The organism is Roseovarius sp., assembly GCF_040219995.1.
GTDB lineage: Bacteria > Pseudomonadota > Alphaproteobacteria > Rhodobacterales > Rhodobacteraceae > Roseovarius.
In genome coordinates, this window is record NZ_JAVJUC010000025.1 from 15,147 (window position 1) to 41,418 (window position 26,272).

A 26,272-nucleotide genomic window follows, 5' to 3' on the forward strand; every position below is an offset into this window, starting at 1 on the left:
GGCAAACTCCAGCCAAAGGTGCCCGATGCGCGCAGCCCTCCTCACCCGCTACAACACCCCCACCGACATCACCGACGTCCCAGACCCCGCCTGCCCCCGCGACGGTGCGATCATCGCCGTGCAAGCCTGCGGCGTCTGCCGCTCGGATCACCACGCATGGAAAGGCGCCGACCCGGACGTTGTTCTGCCGCATGTGATGGGCCATGAATTCGCCGGTGAAATCCTTGAAACCGGGCCGGAATGTCACGCCTTCGCCGTGGGCGACCGGGTCACTGCCCCGTTCATCCTCGGCTGCGGCACCTGCCCCGACTGCCGGGGTGGAGAGCCCACCATCTGCGACCACCAACAGGTGATCGGCTTTAGCCAATGGGGTGCGTTTGCCGAGCGCGTCGCAATCCCGCGCGCCGATTTCAACCTCGTCCGCCTGCCCGACGCGATGGATTTCGCCGCCGCCGCAGGCATGGGCTGCCGCGTCACCACCTCGTTCCGCGCCGTGGTGGACCGTGCAAAAACCCAACCCGGTGAATGGCTTGTCGTGCATGGCTGCGGCGGCGTCGGCCTCTCGGCGATCATGATCGGGGCCGCCATCGGCGCACAGGTTCTGGCCGTCGACGTCAATCCCGAGGCGCTGAGCCTCGCCCGCAGCCTCGGGGCCAACGCCACCCTGAACGCGAGCGAGGTGCCGGACGTGGGTGCCGCCGTGCGCGACCTCACCGGGGGCGGCGCGCATGTCTCGCTCGACGCGCTCGGGATCACGACGACCTTTCACAACTCTCTGAAAAGCCTGCGAAAGATGGGGCGTCACGTGCAGATCGGCATGCCGCTTGGGCCTCATGCCACGCCCGATCTGCCGCTGCTCGATCTGGTCTATGCAAGGCAGATCACCCTGCACGGCACCCGTGGCATCGGCGCGGACCGCTTCGCCGCGCTCTTCGACATGATCGCCGCAGGCCGCCTTGATCCCGCGCGCCTCGTGACCCACCGCATCGGGCTTTCAGGCCTCAACACGGCCCTTGCCGCGATGGACGGCTACAGCGGCGCGGGCGTCACGGTGGTCGACCACATGACCGGCTAACCTGCCTTATTTAGGTCATATTTACGCCACGCTCATGCCTCGGCCAAATGCTTTCGTGATTGGACTAACCAAGGCAGGGGCCGGTCCCGCCGGTGGCCCTGTCCCATAAAGGAGCAGGCAAATGCCACAGGCAACACCCCCCAAGAGCGATGCGAAAGGCGGCGCCAAACCGCCCAGACCACCCCGCAAGGAACCCAAGCCAATCTTTCGCGACTTCGCCAGCATATGACCAAGAAAAAGGCCGCGCACCCAGAGGGTCGCGGCCTTTTCTTTTGACTTCGACAGGGCTTAACCGACCAGTTCGAGCCCCGAGAAGTAATAGGCGATCTCTGCTGCCGCCGTCTCGGGCGCGTCAGAGCCGTGGACCGAGTTTTCACCAACGGATTCCGCGAATTCCGCGCGGATCGTGCCCGGTGCGGCATCGGCGGGGTTGGTCGCGCCCATCACTTCGCGGTTCTTGGCAATCGCGCCTTCACCCTCGAGCACCTGCACCACGACCGGGCCGGACGCCATAAAATCACACAGCTCGCCATAGAACGGGCGTTCCTTGTGGACCTCGTAAAAGACACCCGCCTGCGCCGGGGTCAGCTGGATGCGCTTTTGCGCGATGATGCGCAAACCCGCCTCCTCGAACTTGGCATTGATCTTGCCGGTCAGGTTGCGCTTGGTCGCGTCGGGTTTGATGATGCTCAGCGTGCGTTCAACAGCCATTTCAGCCTCTTTTCAGTTAAAATCACCGGCCCGGCCCTGTGCCTGACCCTGTTTGATCGCGGCTCCGATAGCATGGGGGACGCACCTTGAAAAGCCGCGATTGACGCCGACGCGCGGTTGCGGCATGCGGGGGGTCATGTTGCGCATTGATGATATCACCTACGCGGTCGCGGGCCGCACCCTGATCGAGCATGCCTCGGCCAGCATCCCTGAGGGCCACAAGGTCGGCATCGTCGGGCGAAATGGCACCGGCAAGACCACCCTTTTTCGCCTGATCCGGGGCGAATTGGCACTCGAAGGCGGGAGCATCAGCCTGCCGCCCCGCGCCCGTATCGGCGGTGTCGCGCAAGAGGTGCCCGGCAACGAGGTATCTCTGCTGCAAACCGTGTTGAGCTATGACACGGAACGCACTGAACTCATGGCAGAATCCGACATGTCAAGCGATGGCGCGCGGATCGCCGAGATTCAGACCCGCCTCACCGATATCGACGCGTGGAGCGCCGAAGCGCGGGCCGCGAGCATCCTCAAGGGGCTGGGCTTTGACGATGCCGAACAGCTCATGCCCTGCTCCGCCTTCTCGGGCGGCTGGCGGATGCGCGTGGCCCTCGCTGGTGTGCTCTTCTCTACGCCCGACCTCTTGCTGCTCGACGAGCCGACCAACTATCTTGACCTCGAAGGCGCGCTCTGGCTGGAAACCTATCTCGCGCGCTATCCCCATACGGTGCTGATCGTCAGCCATGATCGTGGCCTGCTCAACCGCGCCGTCGGGTCGATCCTGCACCTCGAGGCCAAGAAACTCACGCTTTATCAGGGCGGTTACGAGACCTTCGCGGAAACCCGCGCAGCCCGTCTCGCCGTCGCCGCCTCCGAGGCAAAGAAGCAGGACGCGCGGCGCGCGCATCTCCAGAGCTTTGTCGATCGCTTCCGCGCCAAGGCGAGCAAGGCAGTGCAGGCGCAATCGCGCCTCAAGATGATCGCCAAGCTCAAGCCGATCACGACGCCGCAAGAGGCAGCGCTCAAACGCTTTACCTTTCCCACGCCCGAAGAACTTTCACCACCGATCCTGCGGATCGAGAGCGGCTCGGTCGGTTATGATGGTGTGCCTGTGCTGCGGCGGCTCAACCTGCGGATCGATCAAGACGACCGGATCGCGCTTCTGGGGCGGAACGGTGAGGGAAAATCAACACTTTCCAAACTCTTGTCCGACAAACTTCAACTGATTGAGGGGCAGGTTCACAAGGCCTCCAAGCTGCGCGTCGGCTATTTCGCGCAGCACCAGGTGGACGAGTTGCACATCGACGAAACCCCTATCGACCACATCCGCCGCCTGCGCCCAACCGAGCCCCCCGCACGATTGCGCGCGCGGCTCGGTGGCTTCGGCATCGGTGCCGAGCAGGCGGAGACAACGGTTGCTCAGCTCTCGGGCGGACAAAAGGCGCGGCTCAGCCTGATGCTCGCTACGCTCGACGCGCCGCATATGCTGATCCTCGACGAGCCCACCAACCACCTCGACATCGAGAGCCGCGAGGCGCTGGTAGAGGCGCTCACCGCCTATTCCGGCGCGATCATCCTTGTCAGCCATGACATGCACCTGCTGAGCCTCGTGGCGGACCGGCTTTGGTTGGTGAACAAGGGCGAAGTGCGCCCCTATGAGGGAGATCTGGACAGCTACCGGGCCATGCTGCTCTCTGGCACGGATAGCGATAAACCCGCTCCCAAACCCAAGATCGACAAGCCCAAACGCCCCTCGCGCGATGCCATCCTCAGACTGCGGCAAGAGGTGAAGAAGTGCGAGCAGCGCGTTGAAAAACTTACGGAAATGGAAAGCAGGGTCGCCAAGAAACTGGCTGATCCCGCGATCTATGACGACGTGCATGGCGTGACCCAATGGCAAAAGAAATATGCCGAAATTGAGGATGGTCTGGCCTTGGCCGAACGGCTCTGGATGGAGGCGCAGGAAAAGCTCGATGCGGCGGAACGCTAGGATCGGCCCAGTCTCGGGCGCAGGTTGGATGTCAAACACCTGACTCGGCTGCCGGACCTTTATCTCAGGCCGGGATCAATCTTCTTTGGGCGACGTCTGGATCCTGTAGATCACCCAGCAGAAAACACCGACAAACAGGCCCAAAACGCCCCATGTGGCCCCGTTGGCAATGGCAAAACGGACGGTTTCTCCAAATGTCACGCCATCCGCGAACAGATTGATCAGGATGTAGATCAACGGAACGGCAAAAAGGCCAAAGCCAGCCCCAATGGCAGCCCCGAGGAGCGCCCAAGTCATATACGAATTCGTGTTCATGATCACGTCCTGCCTGTGGGTTTCATCTTTCACGCGAGGCGGCGCTTTTCACGATAACCAGCGTCATTGCCGCCACCTCCTGTCATCGCAAGCCAAGCATTCGCCTCAAGTGGGCATCAGGATGCTCATTTCGCCACACGCCATGACTTAGCGACCATCGAACGGAAGTCAGCAGATCGCGGAAACTTTTTTGTCGCCTGTATGACCGCATCGCGCGCCATGGCACCCCGCCCAAAACCGCGATAGGCTGCGCGGCATGGACACCGCATTCCTCATCACCGCCTTCGTCACGCTTTTCGTGATCATCGACCCGATTGGCATGACGCCGCTTTTCGTGGCGCTGACACAAGGCATGGGCCATGCGCGCCGCCGCGCCATCGCGATCCGCGCCTGCGTGACCTCGGCGCTCTTGCTCATCGTCTTTGCGGCCTTCGGCGAGGCGGTGCTGGGCTTCATCGGCATTTCCATGCCCGCCTTTCGCATCGCCGGCGGGATGCTCTTGTTCCTGACAGCACTCGACATGCTGTTCGAGCGGCGCGGGCAGCGGCGCAAGGGTCAGGCCGATGCCGCCGAAGAGGATGAAGGCGACGATCCGTCGATCTTTCCGCTGGCCATCCCGCTCATCGCAGGGCCCGGCTCCATCGCCTCGGTGATCCTGCTGGCAGGTCAGAAACCGGGGGCCGAGGGGCTGGCCATGGTGATCGGGGTGATGCTGTCGGTGGTGGCACTGGTCTTCGTGATGTTCCTGATGGGCAGCCTGCTGGAGCACGCGCTTGGCCGCGTCGGGATCAACGTCGTCACACGCCTTCTGGGCATGCTTCTGGCGGCCCTCGCGGTGCAATTCGTGCTCGACGGGTTGCGCGGCTTTGGTCTGACGGGTTGAGCGCCTATATCGGGATCATGCAACAGATCGATTTCGCACATCTGACCTATCTCGTGATCCTCGGCTCGGTGCTGGTGCTCTGGTTCGTGGTGCAGAACCGCGAGTCCATCGGCAAGCTGATGCAGCAGGCGCTGATCTGGGTGTTGATCTTTGTCGGGGCCATCGCAGTGGTCGGGCTTTGGGACGATATCCGCCAGACCGTGCGTCCGATGCAGAGCGTGGTGTCAGAGGACCGTATCGAACTGCCACGCGCGCCGGACGGGCATTACTACCTGACGGCGCAGGTGAATGGCGAGCCGATCCGATTTGTCGTCGATACCGGCGCGAGCCAGATCGTGCTGGGCCAGAACGATGCGGAGCGTATTGGCATCGACACCGGGCGCCTCGCCTATCTGGGGCGCGCCTATACGGCCAATGGAGAGGTGCGCACCGCGCCGGTCAGACTGAAGAGCGTCGAGGTGGGGCCGGTCCGGCACGAGGATGTCCGCGCGGTGGTAAACGAGGGCGAGATGAGCGGCTCGCTCCTGGGAATGAGTTACTTGCAGCGGTTTTCCAGCATTGAGATCACCGGAGGCAAGCTGGTCCTGACGCGGTAAGAGTTTCGGAGGCCGCCGGGGGATTGGCCTGGAGGGGACCTTGGCATAAGCCGCGCATCGACGGGCCGCGGTGCGGCGATCCAACGCTCATTCGGCAGACCTTTATGTCTGCCAAGTCAGGAAAACATTCATTTAATCCGCAGGTTGCAGCCAAATCGCCGTGCCGTCGGGGCAGCGTCATGCCGGAGGCATGCCTCTGGCATGACGATGCGCGGCGGTCTTCGACCGCGTATCGCGCGGGTGCTTTGATCCAAGGTCCGCCTCAGGCCAAAAGCCCCCACCCTCACGCCTCCGACCCTCCGGGCATACGCCGAGCAAGGGCGCAGAACCGCTCCAGATCGACCGTCTCGGCGCGGTCGGTGGGCTCAATCCCGGCGGCCCGGAGCCGATCCTCGATATCCGGCGCCGCGCCCTTGAGGGCAGCGCGCAGCATCTTGCGGCGCTGGTTGAAGGCGCGCGCCACGACCTGTTCGAGGATCTTGGGATCGGCGGGAAAACGCGGCGCGGCCAGCGCCGTCAGATGTACCACCGCGCTCGACACCTTGGGCGGCGGGATGAAGGCCCCGGGCGGCAGATGCATCACGATGCGCGGCTCTGCCCGCCATTGCGCCAGCAGCGCGAGCCGCCCATAAGCCTTGGACCCCGGAACAGCCACGATCCGCTCCGCCACCTCGCGCTGGAACATCAGGGTCAGCGATTGCCAGAACGGCGGCCAGTCGCGCGGCGTCAGCCAGCGGATCAGCAACTCCGTACCCACATTATAGGGCAGGTTCGCCACCACCCGGATCGGCGGCGTCAGATGCGCCAGAGGGTCGATATCGAGCGCATCGCCATTGATCACCTCAAGCCGCCCGTTCGAAACTGCGGCGATCTCTTGCAGCGCGGGCAGGCAACGCGCGTCCTTCTCGATGGCCAGCACCCGGCGCGCGCCCTCCGTCAGCAGCCCGCGCGTCAACCCGCCGGGCCCGGGCCCGATCTCCAGCACATCACAGCCCGACAGGTCGCCCGCCTGCCGCGCGATCTTGGCCGTCAGGTTCAAATCCAGCAGGAAATTCTGCCCCAATGATTTGCGGGCCGACAGGCCATGCGCCGCAATCACCTGCGACAGCGGCGGCAGTTCGTCGAGCCCGCTCATCCTAGCCGCGCCCGGCCCATGGCCTGCGCCATGCGCAGCGCCTCAACGAGCGAGGTCGGGTTGGCGACCCCCTGTCCGGCGATGTCGAGTGCCGTGCCATGATCGGGCGAGGTGCGGATGAACGGCAGCCCGAGCGTGACATTCACCCCCCGGTCGAAATCCAGCGTCTTGATCGGGATGAGCGCCTGATCGTGATACATCGCGATGGCGGCATCATAACCCGCCCGCGCCGCGGCGTGGAACATCGTGTCGCCCGACAGCGGCCCGCACAGATCAAGCCCCTCACCGCGCAACCGCTCCAGCACCGGCGCGATCACCTCGATCTCCTCACGCCCCATGAGCCCGCCCTCGCCCGCATGCGGGTTGAGGCCCGCCACGGCAAGGCGCGGGGCCGCGATTCCGAAATCGCGGATCAGCGCGGCGTGGGTGATACGGATCGTCTGCTCCAGCAGATCGGCGGTCAGCGCCTGCGGCACGTCCTTCAGCGGGATATGGATCGTCGCGGGCACGACGCGCAACGCATCCGAGGCCAGCATCATCACCACACGCTCGACCCCCGCCAGATGCGCCAGATACTCGGTATGGCCGGGAAAGGCGAACCCCGCCCCCTCCTGTAGCGCCTGCTTGTGAATGGGCGCGGTGCACAGGGCTGTCGCCTCACCGGCCTGCACCAGATCCACGCCGCGCGCGATCACGTCGATCACGCCCTGCGCCTGCGCAGACTGCGGCGTGCGGGGGGTGCGCGCCCCGACAAAATCATGCCGCAGCACCGGCAAGGCCTGCGCGCAGGCCGCCATCGCCTCGGCGGGGTGCTTGATCACCACATGCGGCGTGTCCTCGGGCAGATGCGCCGGATCGCCGATCAGGAAAAACGGCAGGTCGCCACGCAACGCGCCCCATGCAGCCGCGGCAATTTCAGGGCCGATTCCGGACGGCTCGCCACAGGTGAGCGCAACCGGAACGCTCACCGCTCGACGATCCGCGCCTCGGCGCGCAGCTGCTCCAGAAAACCGTTGGCAAAGGACTCGATCCGCTGGTTGCGGATGAAATTCGACAGATCCTCGACCGTGGGCTGATCACCATCCAGCTTGGGCGTGCGACCGCAGAGCATCAGGAAGACCAGCGTTTGTCCGTTCGCACGGGTCACATTGGCCGAGGTTTCGCCGGGGTCCAGTCGCGCCAGTTCGGAGGCGATATCGGTGGGGATCTCCTCGGGGGCCTTTGCGCCGAGTTCCAGAACCTCAGGCGGCTGACCCTGAGCCACACCGTAGAGGTCATCGCATGTATCAACCTCGGCACGCACCCGGGCCGCGCGCTGCAACGCCTCTTCGCTGCGACCGCCCGGGATGTAGTAGGCAGCGTATTCAATGGCCGAGAACTCTCGAGGTGACACGGATGTCTCTTCGATGTCGCGCATGAAGAACAGAGCAAGTGCCCCTTCAATAGGCAGTGGGTCAGACACTTCTCCGGGGGCAAGCCCAAGCACGATCCGGCGCAAGGCCGGCGGCAAATCGGACACTTGTGTCCAGTTCATGCGCCCGCCCCGCCCAGCAGAGCCTGCGGCGGAATGCTGCCGAGCGAAGGTCGCGAACGCACCCTCGCTATCGGCGGCGGCGATGCGCGCAGCGAGCCTTTGCTGTGCCTCAGCCTGTTCGATACTGGTGATTGGCAGGATAATTTCTGATAGCAGCACCCGCACCGAAGAGCCGCCGGTCAGCGTCCGCGTGGCGCGCTCCAGATCATCCTCGCTGACAGAGACCCGCGAGGCAAAGCGTGCGCGGGTGAATTCGCGCCAGGTGATCCCCGCGCGCACGAACTCGCGAAACGATTCCTCGGAGACACCCGATTGCCCGAGCGCGGCGATCATTTGCTCGGCATCCATGTTGGCACGCGCCGCGAATTCCTCCATGCCGGTGCGCACGGCGTCGTCGTCGAGGCTGAGCCCCGCCCCGGTGGCGGCATCAAGCTTGATCCGTTCCTCGATCAGTTGCTCTCGGGCCAGTTGCTGTGGATCGCCGGGCGCGCGAAACAGGGTCAGCATGCGCGCGCGCTGCTGGATCTCGTAGCGGGTAATCGCCTGATCATTGACAAAGATGACCGGTGCGAACAGGTTTTGCGCCAGAGCCGGACCCGTCGGCAGCGCCACGCCCATCAGGGCCGCGAGAAGAAGAGAGGCCACAAGGGCCGGTATGCGGCGAAGGCTGGGTGTCATTCTGATCAGTTCCTGCATGTCCGAGTAAAGCTCTTGTCCTGGGTCGCGGCGGAAAAACCCCGTAGTGCCACGGTAAAACCGATGTTGGTCTCGGGTTCAAGGATAGTCGATGAGGTGAAGCGGCGCGAGACGGAAAGCGTGACATCGACACATTCGTTGGTATATGTGAGGCCCACCCCGGCCCGGACGTTGCGATCTGTGCTCGCGTCATAGCGCCATTCACCACTCGCCGTCCAGTGACGGGCAAAACGGTAATGGCCATCAATGGCCCATTCAGCGACCGTAGAATTGCGCGCCTCGCGCGGGTCCTCCGCAAGCCAGATATATGTTGCCCCGATATTGGTCCGGTCGTTTTGCCAACTTGCGCGCGCCTCGGCCTTGGTCGCATCGAATATCTCGTCAAAAAGACCGCGCGCGGTCACGGCAAGACCAGTGGCGTTGCGATACTGCCCGGCGACAAGCAGATCGGAGGTCTGATCACGCAGGCCCGAAGACTTGGTAAAGGTGGGCGTGCCGGTAGGCTCTCGCAGGCGCTCGTCTCGGATCACCTGACCAACCGCCAACCGCCCTTCCCAGCCACTTGGGTCAAAGCGCGCATAGCTGATGCCATAGGCGCCGCTATAGCCACGCTCACGCCGGTCCGGCGCGTTGAACCGCGAGATGTTGAAGAGATTGCCCTCATCAAACTCGATCGCGGTACTCTCGTCCTGTGGAATATCCGGGTTCGCCCCACCCGACCAGGCCAGTTGCACAACAGGCTCTATGACATGCGTGACCCCGGAGACGCCGGTTTTCATGAACGGCCAGCGCAGCCGGAACGCCGCACTCGGAGTGAGTTCGGTGGCCTGATCCTCTGCGGTCGTGCCGATCTGGGAGATTTCGAAATGATCGAGGGTCAGCCCGGTCTCGACGTTGGCCAGCAGGCCCGCAGGCAAAATCCAGTTACGCCGCCAGTCAAGGCTGGTGGTAAACCGCGACACATCCCGGCCATCGGCAAAGCGATCGGGATCGGGACCATCGGTCACCAGATCGGAATTGCGCATATGGCCGTGGGCAACAGCGGCGAACCGCAATTCGCCGCCAATGCGCGACGGAAAGTAGCGACGCTCGTATTCGGCGTTCCCAACGAGCGATGGCAGCGTGGCGTTGTTTTCCCCCACGCGCAGCGACTTGAAATGGGTGATCGCGCCGCGAATGAACTCATCGCGCCGGGCGCGCTCCACGGACACCTCATTCTGAAGCCGGTCCTTGTCAGAAAAGTCGTGATCCAGAAGGAAGGTATCATCGCTGGTCAGTTCTATATTGAAGCGCAGAATGAAATCCTGCGGCAACTCGAACCGCCCTTGGCCAAAGAGATAGCCCCGGGTGTCCTCTGCGCTGAAATCGTCATCCGAGATGGCCGCGTTGAACTCGATCTCGCCCCGCCGGAAAGCTTGACGGTAGCGCAATTCGAGCCGCCGGGAATCCGTGGCCAGAAACGGCGCGACTGTCAGGTCCCGGTGATCGTCGATGCGAATGAAATACGGCACGCGCACCCCCGTACCAAGGAGCGACGAGGTCACGAGTTCGGGGTTCAGAAACCCGGTCGCGCGCTCGAGCGTCGGGTCCGGCATGCGCAGGCGCGGCAGATAGAGCACCGGGGTGCCCAAAACCCGAAGCTGCGCATTCTGAAAGTAAAGCTGGCGCTTCTGTTGATCGTGAACCATACGCTCGGCTCTGATTTGCCAGAGCGGGGGACGCCCACTCTCGCAGACCCGGCATGAGGTCACCGACGCCTTGTAAAGCTGATTAAAACGCGCATCGGTGCGCCGCATCTGATTGGCCGAGAGTTGCACCTGATCCTGCATGACGATTCGCGCACCACGCAGGATGCCGTTGGTCAGATCACGGTCGAGCGCACCGCTATCAGCCACGACAACCGTGTTCTCTGCCTCGGTCAGGGTCATCGGCCCGACGATACTCAACTGATCCGTGGCACGGTCATAGGTGATCTGCTGCGCGGTCAAGCGGCGGCCCTCATACAATGCCTCGACATTGCCGGTGGCGATCAGTTGCTCATCGGCGGTAAGTTGCACGTCATCTGCGATCAGCATGGCCGGATCGGGAGGTGCATCCTGCGCCGCAACCGCACCCGACCAGATTATCAGCGCCGAGAGAATCCCCGCAAACCTGCTCATCCGTCCTCCAAATGCAAGAGAATGCCAAGCGCCAGGAACATCGCCGCCAAGGGTGGGGCCCACGCGGCCAGCAGAATGGGGATTTGACCATTCTCACCCAGAATATGTGCAAAATTCCGGATATAGTGCAGGCCAAAGCCCGCAAGCACCGCCGCCAGCACCATAACCCCCATATTGGCACCCCGCGCATGGCGCATGGTAAAAGCCGCCGACATCAGAACCAGCGCCACGAGAAAGACCGGCTGCGCCAGTTCGCTGTGAAACCAGACCGCGTAGCGCCGCGCCGAAAAGCCCGCCTCCTCCAGCTCGGCGATGAAATCCGGCAGGTCCCACACGGGGATGTAACGCGGCTTGCCGAAACTGTCGACGATGCGGTCCTGCGTCAGGTCCGACGGAATGGTCAGCGTCACCGCGCGCGTCGCCTCGGCCTCGGGATTGCCGCCGCCAGACAAGTCCCAGATCTTGGCATCGCGCAGAAACCACTCCCCGTCCCGAAGCTGCGCCGCGCCAGCGTTGATCCGACGGACCGGCATGCCGTCGCGGTCGAAATCGAGGAAATTCGGCTCGTAGAGCGTGCCCAGATCCGAGCTGGCGCGCAGGGCGAAGATCACCGTCTGCCCCTCGGGCCCGCCTTGGCGCAGCCAGAGCCCTTCGGAAGAAATCGCAAGCGCTGCGGTTTCTGATCCCTGGTAAAAGTTCGACAGGTCGTGCTCGCGTTTGGAGGTGGCAGCGACGATGGGATTGCCGATCGATAACCAGAGCAAACCGATCATCAGCGCCACACAGGCCGGTGCCAGCAATCCCCGTAATGCAGAGCGCCCCGAGGCCCGCAGCACCACCAGTTCGGACGAGCGCGACAAGCGCAGGAACAGGGCTGTCGAGGCGAGGATCACCACCAACGGCAGGATTTCGTAATTGGCCCAAGGCATCTTGAGCAGCACGATCCCGAGCACTTCCCGGAACGGCTGGTCCGGCATGTCGCTCAGCTCGTCCATCAGCTCAATCAGCGCAATCAGCGCGGCGAGTGACAGCGCGACACCCAGAAAGCTGGCCAGAAAACGGCGGGCAAAGTAGAGTTGCAGGATCATGCGCCGGCCCCCGTCGCGCCCGACCGCATCCATCCCGTGAGCCGCCGCAGGAACCCGGGATACACCGCAAGCCCCAGCATCCCCATCGAGACCGCGCCGCCAAGAAGGATCGGCAGATACAGCAGCGGCCAGAGCGCGGCATTGACCAGCACCGGGGCGACGACGGCGCTTTCGACGATCTTTATCGTGACGAGAAGGCCAAAGGCGGTCAGCACCTGCCGCCAGACGCCGAACCGGCTGTAGCCGCCGACCAGCAGCGTGCAGAACCCCACAAGCGCCGCCACGATGCACATCAACGCATCGGTGAACCTGCCATGCAACTCGGACATGACCAGCCCCAACTCGGTGCCCGTGCGCTCTGCGACCGCCTCGGGCGCGCGCAGCATGTCGAGCGTCGAGGCATAGGCGACCTTGTTGAGATTGATCGCATCATTGCTGACCAGCGCGCTGATATCGTAAGAAAAATCGTCAAAATGCGTGGTAAAGAGGCGATTGCCCTCGCGTCGGATGTTCTGTGCCAGACCGGCCACCATCACCAACCGCGTGCCACCTGCCTCCTGCACCAGATAGGCGCGCGACGAGGTATAGGTGACCGCGCTCTTGGGGTCGCGCCGGTCCGAAAGGAACACGTCGCGCAACTCGCCCTCGGGCGTGATCTCGCGGATATAGAAGGTTATACCGGGGGCCGGATGCAGGAATTCCCCCTCGGTCAGCAGCTTGGCCGAGATGTTGCGGGACACCTCGTCCTGGCGCAGGCGTAGCTGGCTCATACTGTTGGGGATTAGCAGATGCGCCAGTACCGACATCATCAGCGCGATGACCACGCCGAACACCAGCACCGGCCGAATGAGGCGCAGCGGCGAATAGCCCATGGCCTGCATCACCGTAAGCTCGCTTTCCGCCGACAACCTGTGCACCACGTAAACTGCCGCTGCAAAGGCCGCGATCGGCAGCACGACCCCGATCACCCCCGGCAACGTGAGTGCCGTGAATTCCAGAAAGACCCAGGCGGGCTGGCCATCCCCGATCAGCCGGTCGAACATGCGCACCGCCTTGTTGATCCAGAAGATGGACACGAGAACGAGCGCAAAGAAACCGAACAAAACCATGAATTGCGACAGCATGTATCTGTCGAATCTGGTCACTCTTTTCCCCCACGGCAGCAGACTTGCACGGCAACCTAGCGGAATTGATTGCGGGGGAAAACTGCTAACTGGCCTTCGGCGACAAGCCGCGCTAGGTCTGGGGCAACCAAGTGAGAGAGGAGCCTTTCGATGACCACCCCCGTTTCCGTTGCCTTCACCGAGATCGACCTCGATGCCGTCGCCACCGCCGAGGGCCGTGTTGCGGTTTGCGTCACCCCCGACGGCAAGCTCGATCAGGCCGCGCGGCGGGTGAACCGTCTGACCAAGGGCACGCTTGCGCGTATCATCGAGAGCGGCACGCTGGAAAAGAAAAAGCCAGGCGATATCTTGACGCTGGCATGGCCGGTGGGTCTGGCTGCTGAGGCGCTCGATATCGTCGTGCTGCCGCGCAACGCAAGCGTCGAGGAAAGCCGCCGCGCCGGTGTGGCGCTCGGCCGGGCCAAGGGCGACAAGGCGCTTACCCTTTTGGGTGGCGCGCTCAAGCGTCCAGTCGAGGTGGTCCTCGGCGCGGTGCTGCGTGGCTATGGCTTCACCGCTCACAAGACGGGCGACAAGACCGAGGCCGGGCCGATCACCGTCATGGTCGCCAAGCCCGAAGAGGTCGAGGCCGAGGCCGCCCCGGCGCTTGCCGTGGCCGAGGGCGTGTTCTTCACCCGTGATCTGGTCAGCGAACCCGCCAATCACCTCACCACCACCGAATTCGCCAACCGCATCGCCGCGATGAAAGACCTCGGCCTCAAGATCACCGTGCTTGAGGAAAAGGACATGGAGAAACTCGGCATGGGCGCGCTCCTGTCCGTCGGGCACGGCAGCATCAGCCCGACCAAGCTGGCAGTGATGGAATGGCAGGGCGGACCCAAAGACGAGGCACCGCTCGCGCTCGTCGGCAAGGGCGTGGTTTTCGATACCGGCGGCATCAGCCTCAAGCCCGCGCAGGGCATGGAGGACATGACCATGGATATGGGCGGCGCGGGCGTCGTCGCGGGCGTCATGCGCACGCTGGCGCGGCGCGGGGCCAAGGCCAATGTCGTGGGCCTCGTCGGGCTGGTGGAAAACATGCCCTCGGACCGCGCGACGCGGCCCGGCGACGTGGTGACCTCGATGAAGGGCGACACCATTGAGGTGATCAATACCGATGCCGAAGGCCGTCTCCTGCTCGCGGACGTGCTGTGGTACGCGCAGGAAACCTACAAGCCGCGCGGCGTGATCGACCTTGCCACGCTCACTGGGGCCTGCATCGTGGCGCTCGGCCATGAGAACGCCGCCGTGCTGAGCAATGACGACGCGCTCTGCGACGCCTTCCTCAAATCCGCCAAATCCGAGGGCGAAGGCGCGTGGCGTTTGCCCCTTGGCAAGGCCTACGCGGACATGATGAAAAGCCAGATCGCCGATATCAAGAACTCGGGCGGACGGCCTGCAGGCACGATCACGGCGGCCGAATTCCTGCACCGCTTCATTCAGGACGGCATGCCCTGGGTGCATCTCGACATCGCCGGCGTCGCCAGCGTGAAGGCCGAAACGCCTTACGGGCCCAAGGGCGCCTCGGGCTGGGGGGTGATGGCGCTCAACCGTCTGGTCGCGGACATGCTTGAGAGGAACTGATGGGCGCGGCCTATTTCTATCACCTCACGCAACGCCCGCTCGAGGTGACCTTGCCCCTGCTTCTGGGCAAGGCACTTCAGGCGGGCTGGCGCGTGGTGGTACGCGGGCGCGACACCGGGCGCATGGGCTGGCTCGATCAAAAGCTGTGGCTGGGCCCCGAGGACAGCTTTCTGCCACATGGTCTGGCGGGCGGGCCGCACGACGCGGAACAGCCCGTGCTGCTGACCATCGGGGCCGAGCGGCCCAACGGCGCGGTCTGCGTGATGGCGGTGGACGGAGCCGAGGTGGCCCCGGACGAGGTGCAGGCGCTGCAGCGGGTCTGCATCCTCTTCGATGGCAATGATACCGACGCGGTCACCGTTGCCCGAAGCCAGTGGAAGGCCCTGACAGCAGCGGGCTGTTCGGCGCAATACTGGTCCGAAGCCTCTGGAAAATGGGAGAAAAAGGCGGAGGCGTGATCTGGCGGTAAGCCGTCATTGGATTGAGGCGTCTGCGCGCGGCGCGGCCCGATGGTCACCGATGCACGGATCGCTTCAAGAACCGCCCGATGCCGACCTCCCCTACCCTGCAGCCCCCACATCCGCCTGCGCGACCGATACCGCCTTGACGACGACATGCACTTCGGCACCGGGGGCAAGAGCGAGTGCCGTCGCCGCACGCCGGGTGATCCGGGCCAGCACGCGCCCTGCCTGTGTGTCCACCGCGACGATGGCCCCCGGCCCCGCCCCTTCGCGGACCGCCTGCACCACCCCCGGCAACACGTTCAGCGCAGACAGCCCCTCGGGCCGTCCGCGCGCCACGATCACGTCATGCGCGGCGATGCGCACGCGCAACTCGGCCCCTTCCGCCCGGTCCACACGCGGCAGCCACAGGGCCGCGCCACCGGCATTGAGCTCCGATAACCCGTCCTCGTGATGCCGCACCACCCGCGCCGCCAGCACTGCGCCCGCCTCGCGCGCACCGAGCGGCGTGATCGCGGGATCGCCCAGCACCTCTTCGGCACGGCCCTGCGCCACCACGCGGCCTGCATCGAGCGCCACGACCGTCGTGGCCAGCCGCGCCACCTCAGAGGCGGAATGACTGACATAGAGGATGGGAATGTCCACCTCGTCGCGCAGCCGCTCCAGATAGGGCAGGATCTCGGCCTTGCGCGCCTCGTCGAGCGAGGCCAGAGGCTCATCCGCAAGGATCGCGCGCGGGGCCGACAGAAGCGCACGCCCGATGGCCACGCGCTGTTTCTCGCCGCCCGAGAGCGCGCCGGGGCGGCGTGCGAGCAGATCACCGATACCCAGCATCTCGACCACACGGTCCATATCCGCGGGCCGCGCGCTTTTTGGCGCAAACCATTGCCCATAGCGCAGGTTCTGCCGCACGCTCAGATGCGGAAACAGCCGCCCCTCCTGAAAGATATAGCCCAGCCTGCGCCGATGCGGCGGCAGGTGCAGGCGCTGCGCGGTGTCACACAGCACCCGCTCGCCGATGGCAATCCGACCTGTGCCGGGCCGGAGCAACCCCGCCACCGCGTTGACGATGGTGGTCTTGCCCGAGCCCGAGCGACCAAAGAGCACCGTGATCCCCTTGGGGGCCTCGAACGCCACGTCGAGGCTCAGCGCCCCGAGCGTATGGGACAGTCGTACCTCCAGCATCAGCGCCCGCCCACACGGGCCGCGACGCGCCGCGCCATCCATTCCGAGAAGGCCAGCGCCGCGGCAGCCATCAGGATCGACAGCCCGGCCAACCGCGCCGCCCGCGCCTCGCCGCCGGGGGTTTCGAGCAACAGGTCAATCGCCAGCGGGATGGTCTGGGTCTGGCCGGGGATGTTTGACACGAAGGTGATCGTGGCCCCGAACTCGCCCATGCCCTTGGCGAAGGTCAGCACCGTTCCGGCGAGGATGCCCGGCAGGATCAGCGGCAGCGTCACGGTCAGGAACACCCACGCCCCCGACGCCCCGAGCGTGGCCGCCGCCTGTTCCAGTTTCGGGTCCACCGCCTCGATCGAAAGGCGCACAGCGCGCACCATGAAAGGGAACGCCATGACACCCGCCGCCAGTGCCGCCCCCGTCCATCGAAAGGCGAAGGTGAACCCCAGCGTGCTGTCCAGAAACCCGCCGATGGGCCCCTTGATGCCGAAGGCCAGCAACAGCAGATAGCCGGTCACTACCGGCGGCATGATCAGGGGCAGATGCACCACGACGTTGAGAACCTCGCGCCCCGGAAACCTCCAGCGGGCCAACGCATAGGCCACAGCCAGACCGAACGGCAGGCTGAACAGGGTGGCCCAGAGCGCGACGCGCAGCGACAGGCGCACCGCCTCCCATTCCGCAGGGCTGAGCCAGTCCTGCATGGGCCTTAGTCCGCAATCACGGCAAAGCCCTGCCGGGCAAATGCCGCGCGGGCCTCGGCCCCTTGCAGGTAGTCGAGCAAGGCCGATTGCGCCGGCCCCTCGCGCCCGGCGATCCCGGCCACGGGATAAACGATCGGCGGGTGGGTCCCGGCCGGGAAGGTGCCGATGACCGACACTGCGTCTTCGGCTGCGGCATCGGTGGCATAGACAATGCCGTAAGGTGCCTCGCCAAGCGCCACGAGGGCGAGCGCCCCGCGCACGTTGTTGCTCTGCGCCACGCGGGGGGCGACCGCCTGCCATTGCCCGAGGTTTTCCAGCGCTGCCTTGCCGTAGATACCGGCCGGAACGGCCTCGACCAGCGCCATGGCGAGACGTCCGTCGCCCAGCATCGCGGCAAGGTCCATGTCGGGGCCGATCTTGACCATGGGGTGCAGCGCGTCATGCGCGATGAGAACGAGAGAGTTGCGCAACAGATCGCGCCGCGTGCCTTGCGCAATCAGACCATCGGCCTCCAGCGCATCCATCCAGCCGGGATTGGCGGAGATGAACACATCCGCCGGGGCACCTTGCTGAATCTGGCGCGCCAAGGCCGAGGACCCGGCCAGCGAGATCGCAAGATCATGGCTGGTCAGGGCCTCAAACCCTGTCTCGATCTCGGCCATGGCATTGGTCAGGCTGGCGGCGGCAAAGACCGTGACGCCTTCGGCGCGCGCACCGGAAGGGGCAAGCGTGGCAAGGCCAAGAGCCAGCGACAGGATGGATGAGCGCAAGACCTGAGACCGCACGAAAATTCCCCTTAGATATGTCTCAGAAAACATATCGCCGAGGCAAGCCGAGCGATCAAGCGTTATTTTCCATCAGACCTATCGGCCAAAAGATCACATAGCGCGCTGATCCGCGCCGAACCCGCCTCGGCGGTGATCTCCTGCAGCTTGCGGTAATGCATCAGCACCGTCTCGCCGGTCTCGGTAAGGGCCGCCCCGCCTCCCTTGGCCCCGCCGCGCGAGGAGGTCACGAGGGGCGCGTGAAACGCCGTATTCATGGTCTCGACAAGGCTCCATGCGCGTTTGTAGCTCATCCCCATGCGTCGCCCGGCCGCGGCGATGGAGCCGGTCTCGCGGATTCCTTCGAGCAGGTCCGCCTTTCCCGGGCCCAGCATCGCATCCTCGCCGAACACGATGCGCAGCCGCAGACGGGAGGCCTCTGCCCCGGTATGCCGATCCTCGCTCATACCGCTTTATGCCTCGCCTTCGATCTGTCTTGCAAGATATATCGTGGGGCGGGATGGCCCGCAAGGCCCCTTGCACTCGGGCGCAGGGCGACGCATGGAACGGGGATGACCACAACTGCCCTCTCCTCCTGATCATGCCGGTCACGCTCGACAGCCTCGGCGCTCTTGCCGCGCTGCCCTTTGACGAGATCATCGACGTGCGTTCGCCGTCGGAATTCGCCGAGGATCACATCCCCGGCGCGATCAACCTGCCGGTGCTCTCGGATGCCGAGCGTGCCCGCGTCGGCACGATCTATGTGCAGGAAGACAAGTTCCTCGCGCGCAAGATCGGGGCGGCGCTGGTGGCGCGCAATGCCGCCGCACATATCGAGGGGCCGCTTGCGGATCGCGGCGGCGGCTGGCGGCCGCTGGTCTATTGCTGGCGCGGCGGGCAGCGGTCGGGGTCGTTCACCGTGATCCTCAAGCAGATCGGCTGGCAGGCGGAGACCGTGGCGGGCGGCTATCAAAGCTATCGCCGCCTCGTGGCGGACATGCTCTACGAGCAGGATTTTCCGGCCCGGGTCGTGCTGATCGACGGCGGCACCGGCACCGCCAAGACGCGGCTGCTGGCCCATATCGCGGCGCAGGGCGGTCAGGTTCTGGACCTCGAGGAGATGGCGGCCCATCGCGGCTCTGTCTTTGGCCCGATCGCAGGCGGGCAACCGCCGCAAAAGGCGTTCGAGAGCACGCTTGCGGCCCACATCACGGCGCTCGATCCCGCGCGCCCGGTCTTTGTCGAGGCCGAAAGCACCCGGATCGGGCGGATCAACCTGCCGCCCGCGCTCGCCCGTGCGATGAAGGCGGCGGAGGTGGTGCGCATCACCGCACCAATGGCAGCGCGGGTCACGCATCTTCTGTCAGACTATGCAGACCTCGTCGCCGATCCGGGCACGCTCGACACGATCCTCGGGCGGCTGGTGCGCTATCACGGGCACGACCAGGTGGCGGAGTGGCGCGCATTGGCCGCAACCGGTGATCTGGCGCGGCTGGTCGAGTCGCTGATCGTCACGCATTACGACCCGCGTTACACTCGCATCGCCGGGCCGGGACAGGCCGCGCCGCTTTGCCTGCCCGACCTGGAAGAGGCGACGCTGGCCGCAACCGCGCGCCACCTGATCGCCGGTCACGGCTGAGCAACACCCTGCAAGCGCACGCCCGGCGCGCCTTCTTCCATCTGTCCGATGATCGCCGCGTCATGGCCTGCCAGACGCAGGGCGCGCAGCCGGTCCTCTGCCACGTCAGAGGCCACCGCCGCGAGAAACCCGCCCGCCGTTTGCGGATCGTGCAGCAGGATGGCGCGCGCATCCTCACCGGCCCCGGCCACGGGGGCCGCACGGCGATTTGCCGCCCAGATGGTCGAACGCAGGCCCGTGGCTGCCAGCGCCTCCGCCCCGGAGAACAGCGGGACCGCCGCCGGGTCGAGCGCCGCGCCACAGCCTGAGGCCCGGCTGATCGCCCAGAGATGCCCGGCCAGCCCGAACCCCGTCACATCCGTCATCGCCCGCGCGTCGGACAGGATCGCCGCCGCATCGCCCTGCGGGGTGGCCAGCACGTCCAAGAAAGAGCGGATGTCACCACCGCGCGCCTGCCCGCGCATCTCGGCGGCCAAGAGCGTGCCCGAACCGATGGGCCGTGTGAGAACGAGCACATCTCCGGGCCGCGCCCCGGCAGTGGTGATCGCGTCGCCCTCCAGCAGTCCGGTCAAGGTAAAGCCGATGCTCAACTCTGCGCCCATCGTCGAATGCCCGCCGATGATCTCTGCCCCCGCTGCACGCAAGGCATCGCCTGCCTGCGCCATGATCTCGGACATGCTGCGGGCCTGCAACGGCTCGGACATGCGTGGCAGCGTGATCGACACCAGCGCCGCCTGCGGGCACGCGCCCATCGCCCAGATATCACCCAACGCATGCAGCGCCGCGACCCGCGCCATCAGCCCGTGATCCATCGTAAAGCCACGCAGGTGATCCGTGGTCAGCACCTGACGCACACCGCCGATGTCGAGCACGGCGGCATCGTCGCCCGGCCCTGTCAGGATGTCGGCACGCGCGGCACCACCTTGCGCGGCCAGCATGCCCGACAGCACATCCGGAGCCACCTTGCTGCCGCAACCGCCGCAGAGCGGCTCTTGCACCGTCTCCTCGCTGAGTGCTCTGACGCGCGGGGTTTCCGATTTCGACATCTGTGGCAGCGGCTCGAATTTCGCCATAAACTTGCGGTCGATCCGGTCTTTCCAACGCCACAGAACCGGCCCGGCAAAGGCCAGGCCCGCCTTTTCGGCGAGGGCCGATTTGCGCCCCATTGAGATCAGCTTGAGGTAATGACGCTGCGGATGGAAGGGGCGCAACGCCTGCCCGCTCAGCGCCGCGCGCAGGTTGTCACGCAGGACCGGGGCCGCGCGCACGGCGTAAACCCCCGCCTTGGGGCGCGGCGCATGGGCCAGGTGAGCACAATCCCCGGCGGCAAAGAGCGTCTCACAGCCCTCGACCCGCAGATCCGGGCCGACGCGCAGAAAGCCCGCATCGGTCACCGGCAGGTTTGAAGCTGCCAGCCAAGGATGCGCCCGCGCCCCCGCCGCCCCGGCAATGAAACCCGCGGGGATGGGCGTCCCGTCGGCCATCTCGACGCCCGTCTCAGAGATCGCACGCACCTCGGCCCCGGTCAGCACCTGCACGCCGTAGCCCCGCAGCGCCGCCAGCAGGCGCGCGCGCGCCACCGGGGCGTCGGGCGCAATCTCGGGCGCGCGCTCGATCAGCGTGATCTCGGGCCGTGCGCCCGCTCCCTGCAACCGGTGCGCCATCGCCAGCGCCAGTTCGATCCCGGCGATGCCGCCGCCGATCACCGCCGCCTGCGCCGGCGCCTCCCCCTTGGCCACGCGCGCGACGAACCCGTCCCAGGCCTGCGCGAAGGGGCCAAGCGGCTTGGCCGCCACGCCATGGGTGGCAAAGCCCGGAAGGTCCGGCATGCCCGAATGAATGCCGACATCGACCGAGGCCACGTCATAGGCAATCTCGCCGCGGCCCGCGACGGTGATGCGCCGCGCCCCTGCGTCAATCCGCGTGGCCGCCCCCACCACCAGCCGCGCACCGGCAAAGCGCGCCAGCTTCACGAGATCGATCTCCAGTTCCTCGTGCCGGTAATGACCGGCCACGAGCCCCGGCAGCATGCCAGTATAAGGGGCAACGGGATTGGGGTCGATCACCGTCAGACGCGCGCCGGGCAGCGGGTCCATCCCCCACATCCGCAACACCAGCGCATGCGCATGGCCACCGCCCACGAGGACGAGGTCGCGCGACATCGGTGCGGTGGATTGCATCATGGAATGGGCCTCCAGTTTTCGGAGTTGGCATAGGGCATATCCGCGCGGGCGAAAAGCGCAACGACGCTATGTTTCCTGAATCCCTGAGACTGTCACCACCAGAATGGCGATCGTATCGCGCCGTCGCCCCTCCGCGCGGCCGTCCTCCTTTCAGGATACTCCGGGGGTTTGCGGGCATCGCCCCAATCCGGCAAAACCTACGCGGCGCAGCCGCTCCACCTAAACAAACCCGGCCCGCGTATCAATCCAACACTCAGTGCAGGGTGAATTCGCCGGTCACGTTGCGCCATTCGCCGGGCGCGATCAACTTGCGATGGGTGAAGCGCACGGAATGCAGCGGCCCCTCGATCTCGCGCTGCCAGAATTCGATGAACTCGAACAGTTTCGGATGATCCGGGGCAAGGTCATAGTCCTGCCAGAGATAGGTATTGAGCACGTTTTGATAGTCGGGCATCCTGTAGAAGAATTCCGCCGTGGTCAGCCCGTAGCCCTTGAGCATCAGTTCGGTTTCAGAGGTCTCCATATGTCTCTCCACTAACTGCCTGTCCTCCGATGATGCCCGAAAGAAATTACTTTTCAATAAAAACAGTATGTTGGCACTCGGCGAGTGTGGCTGACAAATGCCACCCCGTTGCGCCATTGCACCCCATATCATGGCTCTGATATAGTCGTTCCAACAAGATATAGCGCCAGATCACAGGACGGTAAAAAACGTGAGCGATACGCCTCAACCCCCTGAAAACACAGATGAAATGCCCCCCGCATATGACGGGCCCTCGGTTTCCATCACGCATGAGATGAAGACCTCCTATCTCGATTACGCGATGAGCGTGATCGTAAGCCGCGCGATCCCCGATCTGCGCGACGGCCTAAAACCTGTGCACCGGCGCATCCTTTATGCCATGCATGAGGGTGGCAATACCCACGACAAGCCCTACCGCAAATCGGCGCGCGCCGTGGGCGACGTTATGGGCAAGTATCACCCGCATGGCGACTCCGCGATCTATGACGCGCTGGTGCGTATGGCGCAGGATTTCTCGATGTCGCTGCCACTATTGGACGGTCAGGGCAATTTCGGCTCGATGGATGGCGATAATGCGGCGGCCATGCGCTATACCGAAGTGCGCATGGACAAGCCTGCGTCCTTTCTGCTCGCCGATATCGAGAAAGAGACGGTCGATTTTCAGGACAATTACGACGGCAAGGACCGCGAGCCCACCGTGCTGCCCGCGCGGTTCCCCAACATGCTGGTCAATGGCGCGGGCGGCATCGCCGTCGGCATGGCCACCAACATCCCGCCGCACAACTTGGGCGAGGTGATCGACGCCACGCTGGCGCTGATCGACAACCCCGATCTCGAGACCGAGGATCTGATCCGCTACGTCCCCGGCCCCGATTTCCCCACCGGCGGCCTCATGCTGGGCCGGTCGGGGGCGCGCAAGGCTTATCTGGAGGGGCGCGGCAGCGTCATCATCCGCGCCAAGACCCGAACCGAGGAAATCCGCAAGGATCGCTATGCCATCGTCATCGACGATATCCCCTATCAGGTGAACAAGGCCAGCATGATCGAAAAGATCGCCGAGGCCGCCCGCGAGAAGCGCATCGAGGGAATCTCCCACGTTCAGGACGAAAGCGACCGCAACGGCGTGCGCGTGGTGGTCGAACTCAAGCGCGACGCCACCGCCGAAGTGGTGCTCAACCAGTTGTTCCGCTTCACCCCGATGCAAACTTCGTTCGGCTGCAACATGCTGGCCCTCAACGGCGGCAAGCCCGAGCAACTGACGCTGCATCGCTTTCTGTCGCTCTTCGTTCAATTCCGCGAAGAGGTGGTCGCGCGCCGCACCGCCTTTGATCTGCGCAAGGCGCGGGAACGCGCGCATGTGCTCTGCGGTCTCGCCGTCGCGGTCTCCAATGTCGATGAGGTGGTGGCGACCATCCGCTCCTCGGCCGATGCCGCCGAGGCACGCAAGAAGCTGATGGAACGGCGCTGGCCTGCAGGCGATATCCTCGAATATATCGCGCTGATCGACGACCCCACCCATCGCGCCAACGAGGACGGTAGCTATAACCTGTCGGAAACGCAGGCCCGCGCCATTCTCGATCTGCGCCTGCAACGCCTGACCCAACTGGGCGTCAAGGAAGTCACCGACGAGTTGCAGGACCTCGCGGGCAAGATCAAGGACTACCTCGCCATCCTCGCCAGCCGCGAGCGCATCATGCAGATCATTCGCGACGAGCTGACGGAAGTGCGCGACCAATTCGCCGTGCCGCGCCGCACCGAGATCGTCGACTGGTCCGGCGACATGGAGGATGAGGATCTCATCGAGCGCGAGGAGATGGTCGTTACCGTCACGCAGGGCGGCTATATCAAACGCACCGCGCTCGCCGACTTCCGCGCCCAGAAGCGCGGTGGCAAGGGCCTCAGCAGCATGGCCACCAAGGATGAGGACGTGGTCACCACGCTCTTCGTGGCCAACACCCATACGCAATTGCTGTTCTTCACCACCGAAGGCATGGTCTACAAGCTCAAGACATGGCGTCTGCCGCTTGGCGGGCGCACATCCAAGGGTAAGGCCATCGTCAACATCCTGCCCATCCCCACCGGCGTCTCCATCGCCGCGATCATGCCGGTGGACCGCGCCGAGGAGGAATGGGCCGACCTTCAGATCGTGTTCGCCACCTCGGCGGGCGATGTGCGGCGCAATGCGCTGTCGGATTTCACCAATGTCATGCGCAACGGCAAGATCGCGATGGACCTGCCCGAGGGCGTGGAACTGGTCAATGCGCGCATCTGCTCGCCTGCCGATGACGTGATGCTGGTCACCAATTCCGGCCGCGCGATCCGCTTTCCGGTGCCTGATGTGCGCGTCTTCAAGGGCCGCAAATCCACCGGCGTGCGCGGCATCCGGTTGCAGAACGGCGACCGCGTCGTGTCGATGTCCGTGATCGGCCATTTCGAGGCCACATCGGACGAGCGCGCCGCCTATCTCAAGATGCGCCGCGCCGCCGCCGGGGCCCCCGAGGACGAGAGCGGCGAAGAAGACGGCAACGCCGACGCCGTGCTGAGCGCCGAGCGGTTCGAGGAGATGCAAGCCGCCGAGAACCTGATCCTGACGATCACCGCCAATGGCTCGGGCAAGCTGTCGTCGAGCCATGACTACCCGGTGCGCAGGCGCGGTGGCATGGGGGTCGCCGCCATCGACCGCGCGATGCGCGGCGGGCCACTCGTGGCCTCGTTCCCGGTGACGCTGGAAGATCAGATCATGCTCGCCACCTCGCGCGGGCAGTCGATCCGCGTGCCGGTGATGGGCATTTCCTTCCGCTCGCGCAGCGCCGGTGGCGTCAAGGTGTTCAACACCGGCAAGGGCGAAGAGGTCGTCTCGGTCGCGTGGATCGCCGAGCAGGCCGAGGACGAGGACGAGACGGCATCGTCGGAGGAATGAGAGCGGGGCGGGGCGGATGCAAGGCGCTGCCCCGGCCTCTCGCTGCCTGATCACCGGGGCGAATGGCCGGCTTGGCCGCCTGTTGCGCATGGCGTGGCCTGTTGATGACGGCCCACAGCCCATCTGGCTCGCCCGGCGCGGCGATGCGGATATCCTCTGGCCCGGCGCGCCCACCCCCCTCCCCGACCTGCCCCTCTGCGAGACAATGGTGGCGCTCTGGGGGCAGACATCGGGCGACGCGCAGACAATTGCGCAAAATGTGGGCCTCGTGGCGCAAGGCGTTCGGCTGGCCCACGCCTGCGGGGCAAAGCGCGTCTTTCATATCTCGACCGCCGCGATCTACGGCCCCGGCCACACGATGGACGAGTCGCGCATCCCGGCCCCGGTCAATGCCTATGGCCACGCCAAGCTGGACATGGAGCATACCGTCGCCGCCCTGCCCCGCGACGGCCTGCATCATGTGATCCTGCGACTGGCCAACGTGGTGGGCGCGGACAGCCTCGCGCCTGCGCTGAACGATCCGACGCGCGGCGTCACGCTCGACCGGTTCGCGGATGGGGCCGGGCCGCGGCGCAGCTATGTCGCGCCGGGCGACCTGGCGCGGGTGCTGGCCGGGCTGGCCCGGCTGGCCACGGACGATTTGCCCGATCTCCTCAACATCGCAGCGCCCGCGCCCGTGGCGATGGAGGATCTGGTACGGGCTGCGGGCTGCCCGATCATCTGGCGCGCAGCGCCGCCCGAGGCGCAGGCGGAGGTCTCGCTCGATGGCAACCGGCTGGCACGGCTCTTGCCGGGCGCGGTGCACCATGTAACCCCCCGCGAGATGCTCGCCGATTGGCGTAGCGCCCAAGCTCGCACGGCCTGACACGCAAGCCCATGCTATGGACATATCCTTCACTTCCCGCCCGGATCCGGTCACGGCATGGTGAGAAACATTGCCCCAAGACCGAGGCACGCCCTATTATACCATGACGCT

General features: G+C 65.2%; 23 protein-coding genes. 9 read left to right on the forward strand and 14 right to left on the reverse strand.

Going from position 1 to position 26,272, the window contains the following annotated elements; all coding sequences use genetic code 11:
- The first annotated feature begins 25 nt into the window (after nt 1-25).
- Nucleotides 26-1,075, forward strand: a complete 1,050-nt coding sequence (locus RID11_RS12410; RefSeq protein ID WP_350139559.1) for a zinc-dependent alcohol dehydrogenase family protein — start codon at nt 26-28, stop codon at nt 1,073-1,075.
- A gap of 288 nt (nt 1,076-1,363) precedes the next feature.
- Here RID11_RS12410 and ndk read toward each other — a convergent pair whose 3' ends face one another.
- Nucleotides 1,364-1,786 (reverse strand): nucleoside-diphosphate kinase, encoded by a 423-nt coding sequence (ndk, locus tag RID11_RS12415; RefSeq protein ID WP_350139561.1) that lies wholly within the window; start codon nt 1,784-1,786, stop codon nt 1,364-1,366.
- Between the two features lie 136 nt (nt 1,787-1,922).
- On the opposite strand from ndk, the gene RID11_RS12420 reads away from it, so the two are divergent.
- Entirely contained in the window at nt 1,923-3,770 is a 1,848-nt protein-coding gene (locus RID11_RS12420) for an ABC-F family ATP-binding cassette domain-containing protein (RefSeq protein WP_350139563.1), read from the forward strand.
- Between the two features lie 75 nt (nt 3,771-3,845).
- On the opposite strand, the gene RID11_RS12425 is transcribed toward RID11_RS12420, so the two are convergent.
- Nucleotides 3,846-4,118, reverse strand: a complete 273-nt coding sequence (locus tag RID11_RS12425) for a hypothetical protein (RefSeq protein ID WP_350139565.1) — start codon at nt 4,116-4,118, stop codon at nt 3,846-3,848.
- Nucleotides 4,119-4,341: 223 nt separating this feature from the next.
- On the opposite strand from RID11_RS12425, the gene RID11_RS12430 reads away from it, so the two are divergent.
- Both RID11_RS12430 and RID11_RS12435 read left to right on the forward strand, forming a co-directional pair.
- Entirely contained in the window at nt 4,342-4,968 is a 627-nt protein-coding gene (locus RID11_RS12430; protein ID WP_350139568.1) for a MarC family protein, read from the forward strand.
- Nucleotides 4,969-4,985: 17 nt separating this feature from the next.
- Entirely contained in the window at nt 4,986-5,564 is a 579-nt protein-coding gene (locus RID11_RS12435; RefSeq protein WP_350139571.1) for a retropepsin-like aspartic protease family protein, read from the forward strand.
- Between the two features lie 283 nt (nt 5,565-5,847).
- On the opposite strand, the gene rsmA is transcribed toward RID11_RS12435, so the two are convergent.
- From rsmA to lptF, 6 genes are read right to left on the reverse strand one after another with little or no spacing between them, the layout of a single operon-like run.
- Nucleotides 5,848-6,699, reverse strand: a complete 852-nt coding sequence (rsmA, locus tag RID11_RS12440; RefSeq protein ID WP_350139574.1) for a 16S rRNA (adenine(1518)-N(6)/adenine(1519)-N(6))-dimethyltransferase RsmA — start codon at nt 6,697-6,699, stop codon at nt 5,848-5,850.
- Nucleotides 6,696-7,667, reverse strand: a complete 972-nt coding sequence (gene pdxA, locus RID11_RS12445) for a 4-hydroxythreonine-4-phosphate dehydrogenase PdxA (RefSeq protein WP_350139577.1) — start codon at nt 7,665-7,667, stop codon at nt 6,696-6,698. Before pdxA ends, rsmA begins: the two co-directional genes overlap by 4 nt.
- Entirely contained in the window at nt 7,664-8,911 is a 1,248-nt protein-coding gene (locus tag RID11_RS12450; RefSeq protein ID WP_350139580.1) for a peptidylprolyl isomerase, read from the reverse strand. Before RID11_RS12450 ends, pdxA begins: the two co-directional genes overlap by 4 nt.
- A gap of 5 nt (nt 8,912-8,916) precedes the next feature.
- Complete coding sequence (locus tag RID11_RS12455; protein WP_350139583.1) at nt 8,917-11,088, reverse strand: LPS-assembly protein LptD; 2,172 nt, start codon at nt 11,086-11,088, stop codon at nt 8,917-8,919.
- Nucleotides 11,085-12,176, reverse strand: a complete 1,092-nt coding sequence (gene lptG / locus RID11_RS12460; RefSeq protein WP_350139585.1) for an LPS export ABC transporter permease LptG — start codon at nt 12,174-12,176, stop codon at nt 11,085-11,087. Before lptG ends, RID11_RS12455 begins: the two co-directional genes overlap by 4 nt.
- Complete coding sequence (lptF, locus tag RID11_RS12465; RefSeq protein WP_350139627.1) at nt 12,173-13,300, reverse strand: LPS export ABC transporter permease LptF; 1,128 nt, start codon at nt 13,298-13,300, stop codon at nt 12,173-12,175. The genes lptG and lptF overlap by 4 nt, the downstream gene beginning before the upstream one ends.
- 150 nt (nt 13,301-13,450) lie before the next feature.
- Between lptF and RID11_RS12470 the strand changes: the two genes are divergently transcribed.
- The gene (locus RID11_RS12470) at nt 13,451-14,923 is read left to right on the forward strand and encodes a leucyl aminopeptidase (protein WP_350139587.1); all 1,473 of its coding nucleotides are present in this window, start codon (nt 13,451-13,453) and stop codon (nt 14,921-14,923) included.
- Complete coding sequence (locus RID11_RS12475) at nt 14,923-15,381, forward strand: DNA polymerase III subunit chi (protein WP_350139589.1); 459 nt, start codon at nt 14,923-14,925, stop codon at nt 15,379-15,381. Before RID11_RS12470 ends, RID11_RS12475 begins: the two co-directional genes overlap by 1 nt.
- A 102-nt stretch (nt 15,382-15,483) precedes the next feature.
- Here RID11_RS12475 and modC read toward each other — a convergent pair whose 3' ends face one another.
- From modC to RID11_RS12495, 4 genes are read right to left on the reverse strand one after another with little or no spacing between them, the layout of a single operon-like run.
- Nucleotides 15,484-16,569 (reverse strand): molybdenum ABC transporter ATP-binding protein, encoded by a 1,086-nt coding sequence (gene modC, locus RID11_RS12480; RefSeq protein WP_350139592.1) that lies wholly within the window; start codon nt 16,567-16,569, stop codon nt 15,484-15,486.
- Entirely contained in the window at nt 16,569-17,267 is a 699-nt protein-coding gene (modB, locus tag RID11_RS12485; RefSeq protein ID WP_350139594.1) for a molybdate ABC transporter permease subunit, read from the reverse strand. Before modB ends, modC begins: the two co-directional genes overlap by 1 nt.
- A gap of 5 nt (nt 17,268-17,272) precedes the next feature.
- Complete coding sequence (gene modA / locus RID11_RS12490) at nt 17,273-18,085, reverse strand: molybdate ABC transporter substrate-binding protein (protein WP_502949356.1); 813 nt, start codon at nt 18,083-18,085, stop codon at nt 17,273-17,275.
- Between the two features lie 29 nt (nt 18,086-18,114).
- Nucleotides 18,115-18,498: a winged helix-turn-helix domain-containing protein gene (locus tag RID11_RS12495; RefSeq protein ID WP_350139598.1), complete on the reverse strand. Its 384-nt coding sequence runs from the start codon at nt 18,496-18,498 to the stop codon at nt 18,115-18,117.
- Nucleotides 18,499-18,632: 134 nt separating this feature from the next.
- Between RID11_RS12495 and mnmH the strand changes: the two genes are divergently transcribed.
- Nucleotides 18,633-19,670, forward strand: a complete 1,038-nt coding sequence (gene mnmH, locus RID11_RS12500; RefSeq protein WP_350139601.1) for a tRNA 2-selenouridine(34) synthase MnmH — start codon at nt 18,633-18,635, stop codon at nt 19,668-19,670.
- Here mnmH and selD read toward each other — a convergent pair.
- The gene (selD, locus tag RID11_RS12505) at nt 19,661-21,853 is read right to left on the reverse strand and encodes a selenide, water dikinase SelD (RefSeq protein ID WP_350139604.1); all 2,193 of its coding nucleotides are present in this window, start codon (nt 21,851-21,853) and stop codon (nt 19,661-19,663) included. The genes mnmH and selD overlap by 10 nt on opposite strands.
- 253 nt (nt 21,854-22,106) lie before the next feature.
- Nucleotides 22,107-22,376 carry an usg protein gene (locus tag RID11_RS12510; RefSeq protein WP_350139606.1) on the reverse strand — a complete coding sequence of 90 codons (270 nt, stop codon included), beginning with the start codon at nt 22,374-22,376 and terminating at the stop codon, nt 22,107-22,109.
- A gap of 229 nt (nt 22,377-22,605) precedes the next feature.
- On the opposite strand from RID11_RS12510, the gene gyrA reads away from it, so the two are divergent.
- On the forward strand, nt 22,606-25,296 hold the full coding sequence (gene gyrA / locus RID11_RS12515) for a DNA gyrase subunit A (protein ID WP_350139608.1): 2,691 nt from the start codon (nt 22,606-22,608) through the stop codon (nt 25,294-25,296).
- A gap of 16 nt (nt 25,297-25,312) precedes the next feature.
- On the forward strand, nt 25,313-26,161 hold the full coding sequence (locus RID11_RS12520; RefSeq protein ID WP_350139610.1) for an NAD-dependent epimerase/dehydratase family protein: 849 nt from the start codon (nt 25,313-25,315) through the stop codon (nt 26,159-26,161).
- Nucleotides 26,162-26,272 lie beyond the last annotated feature (111 nt).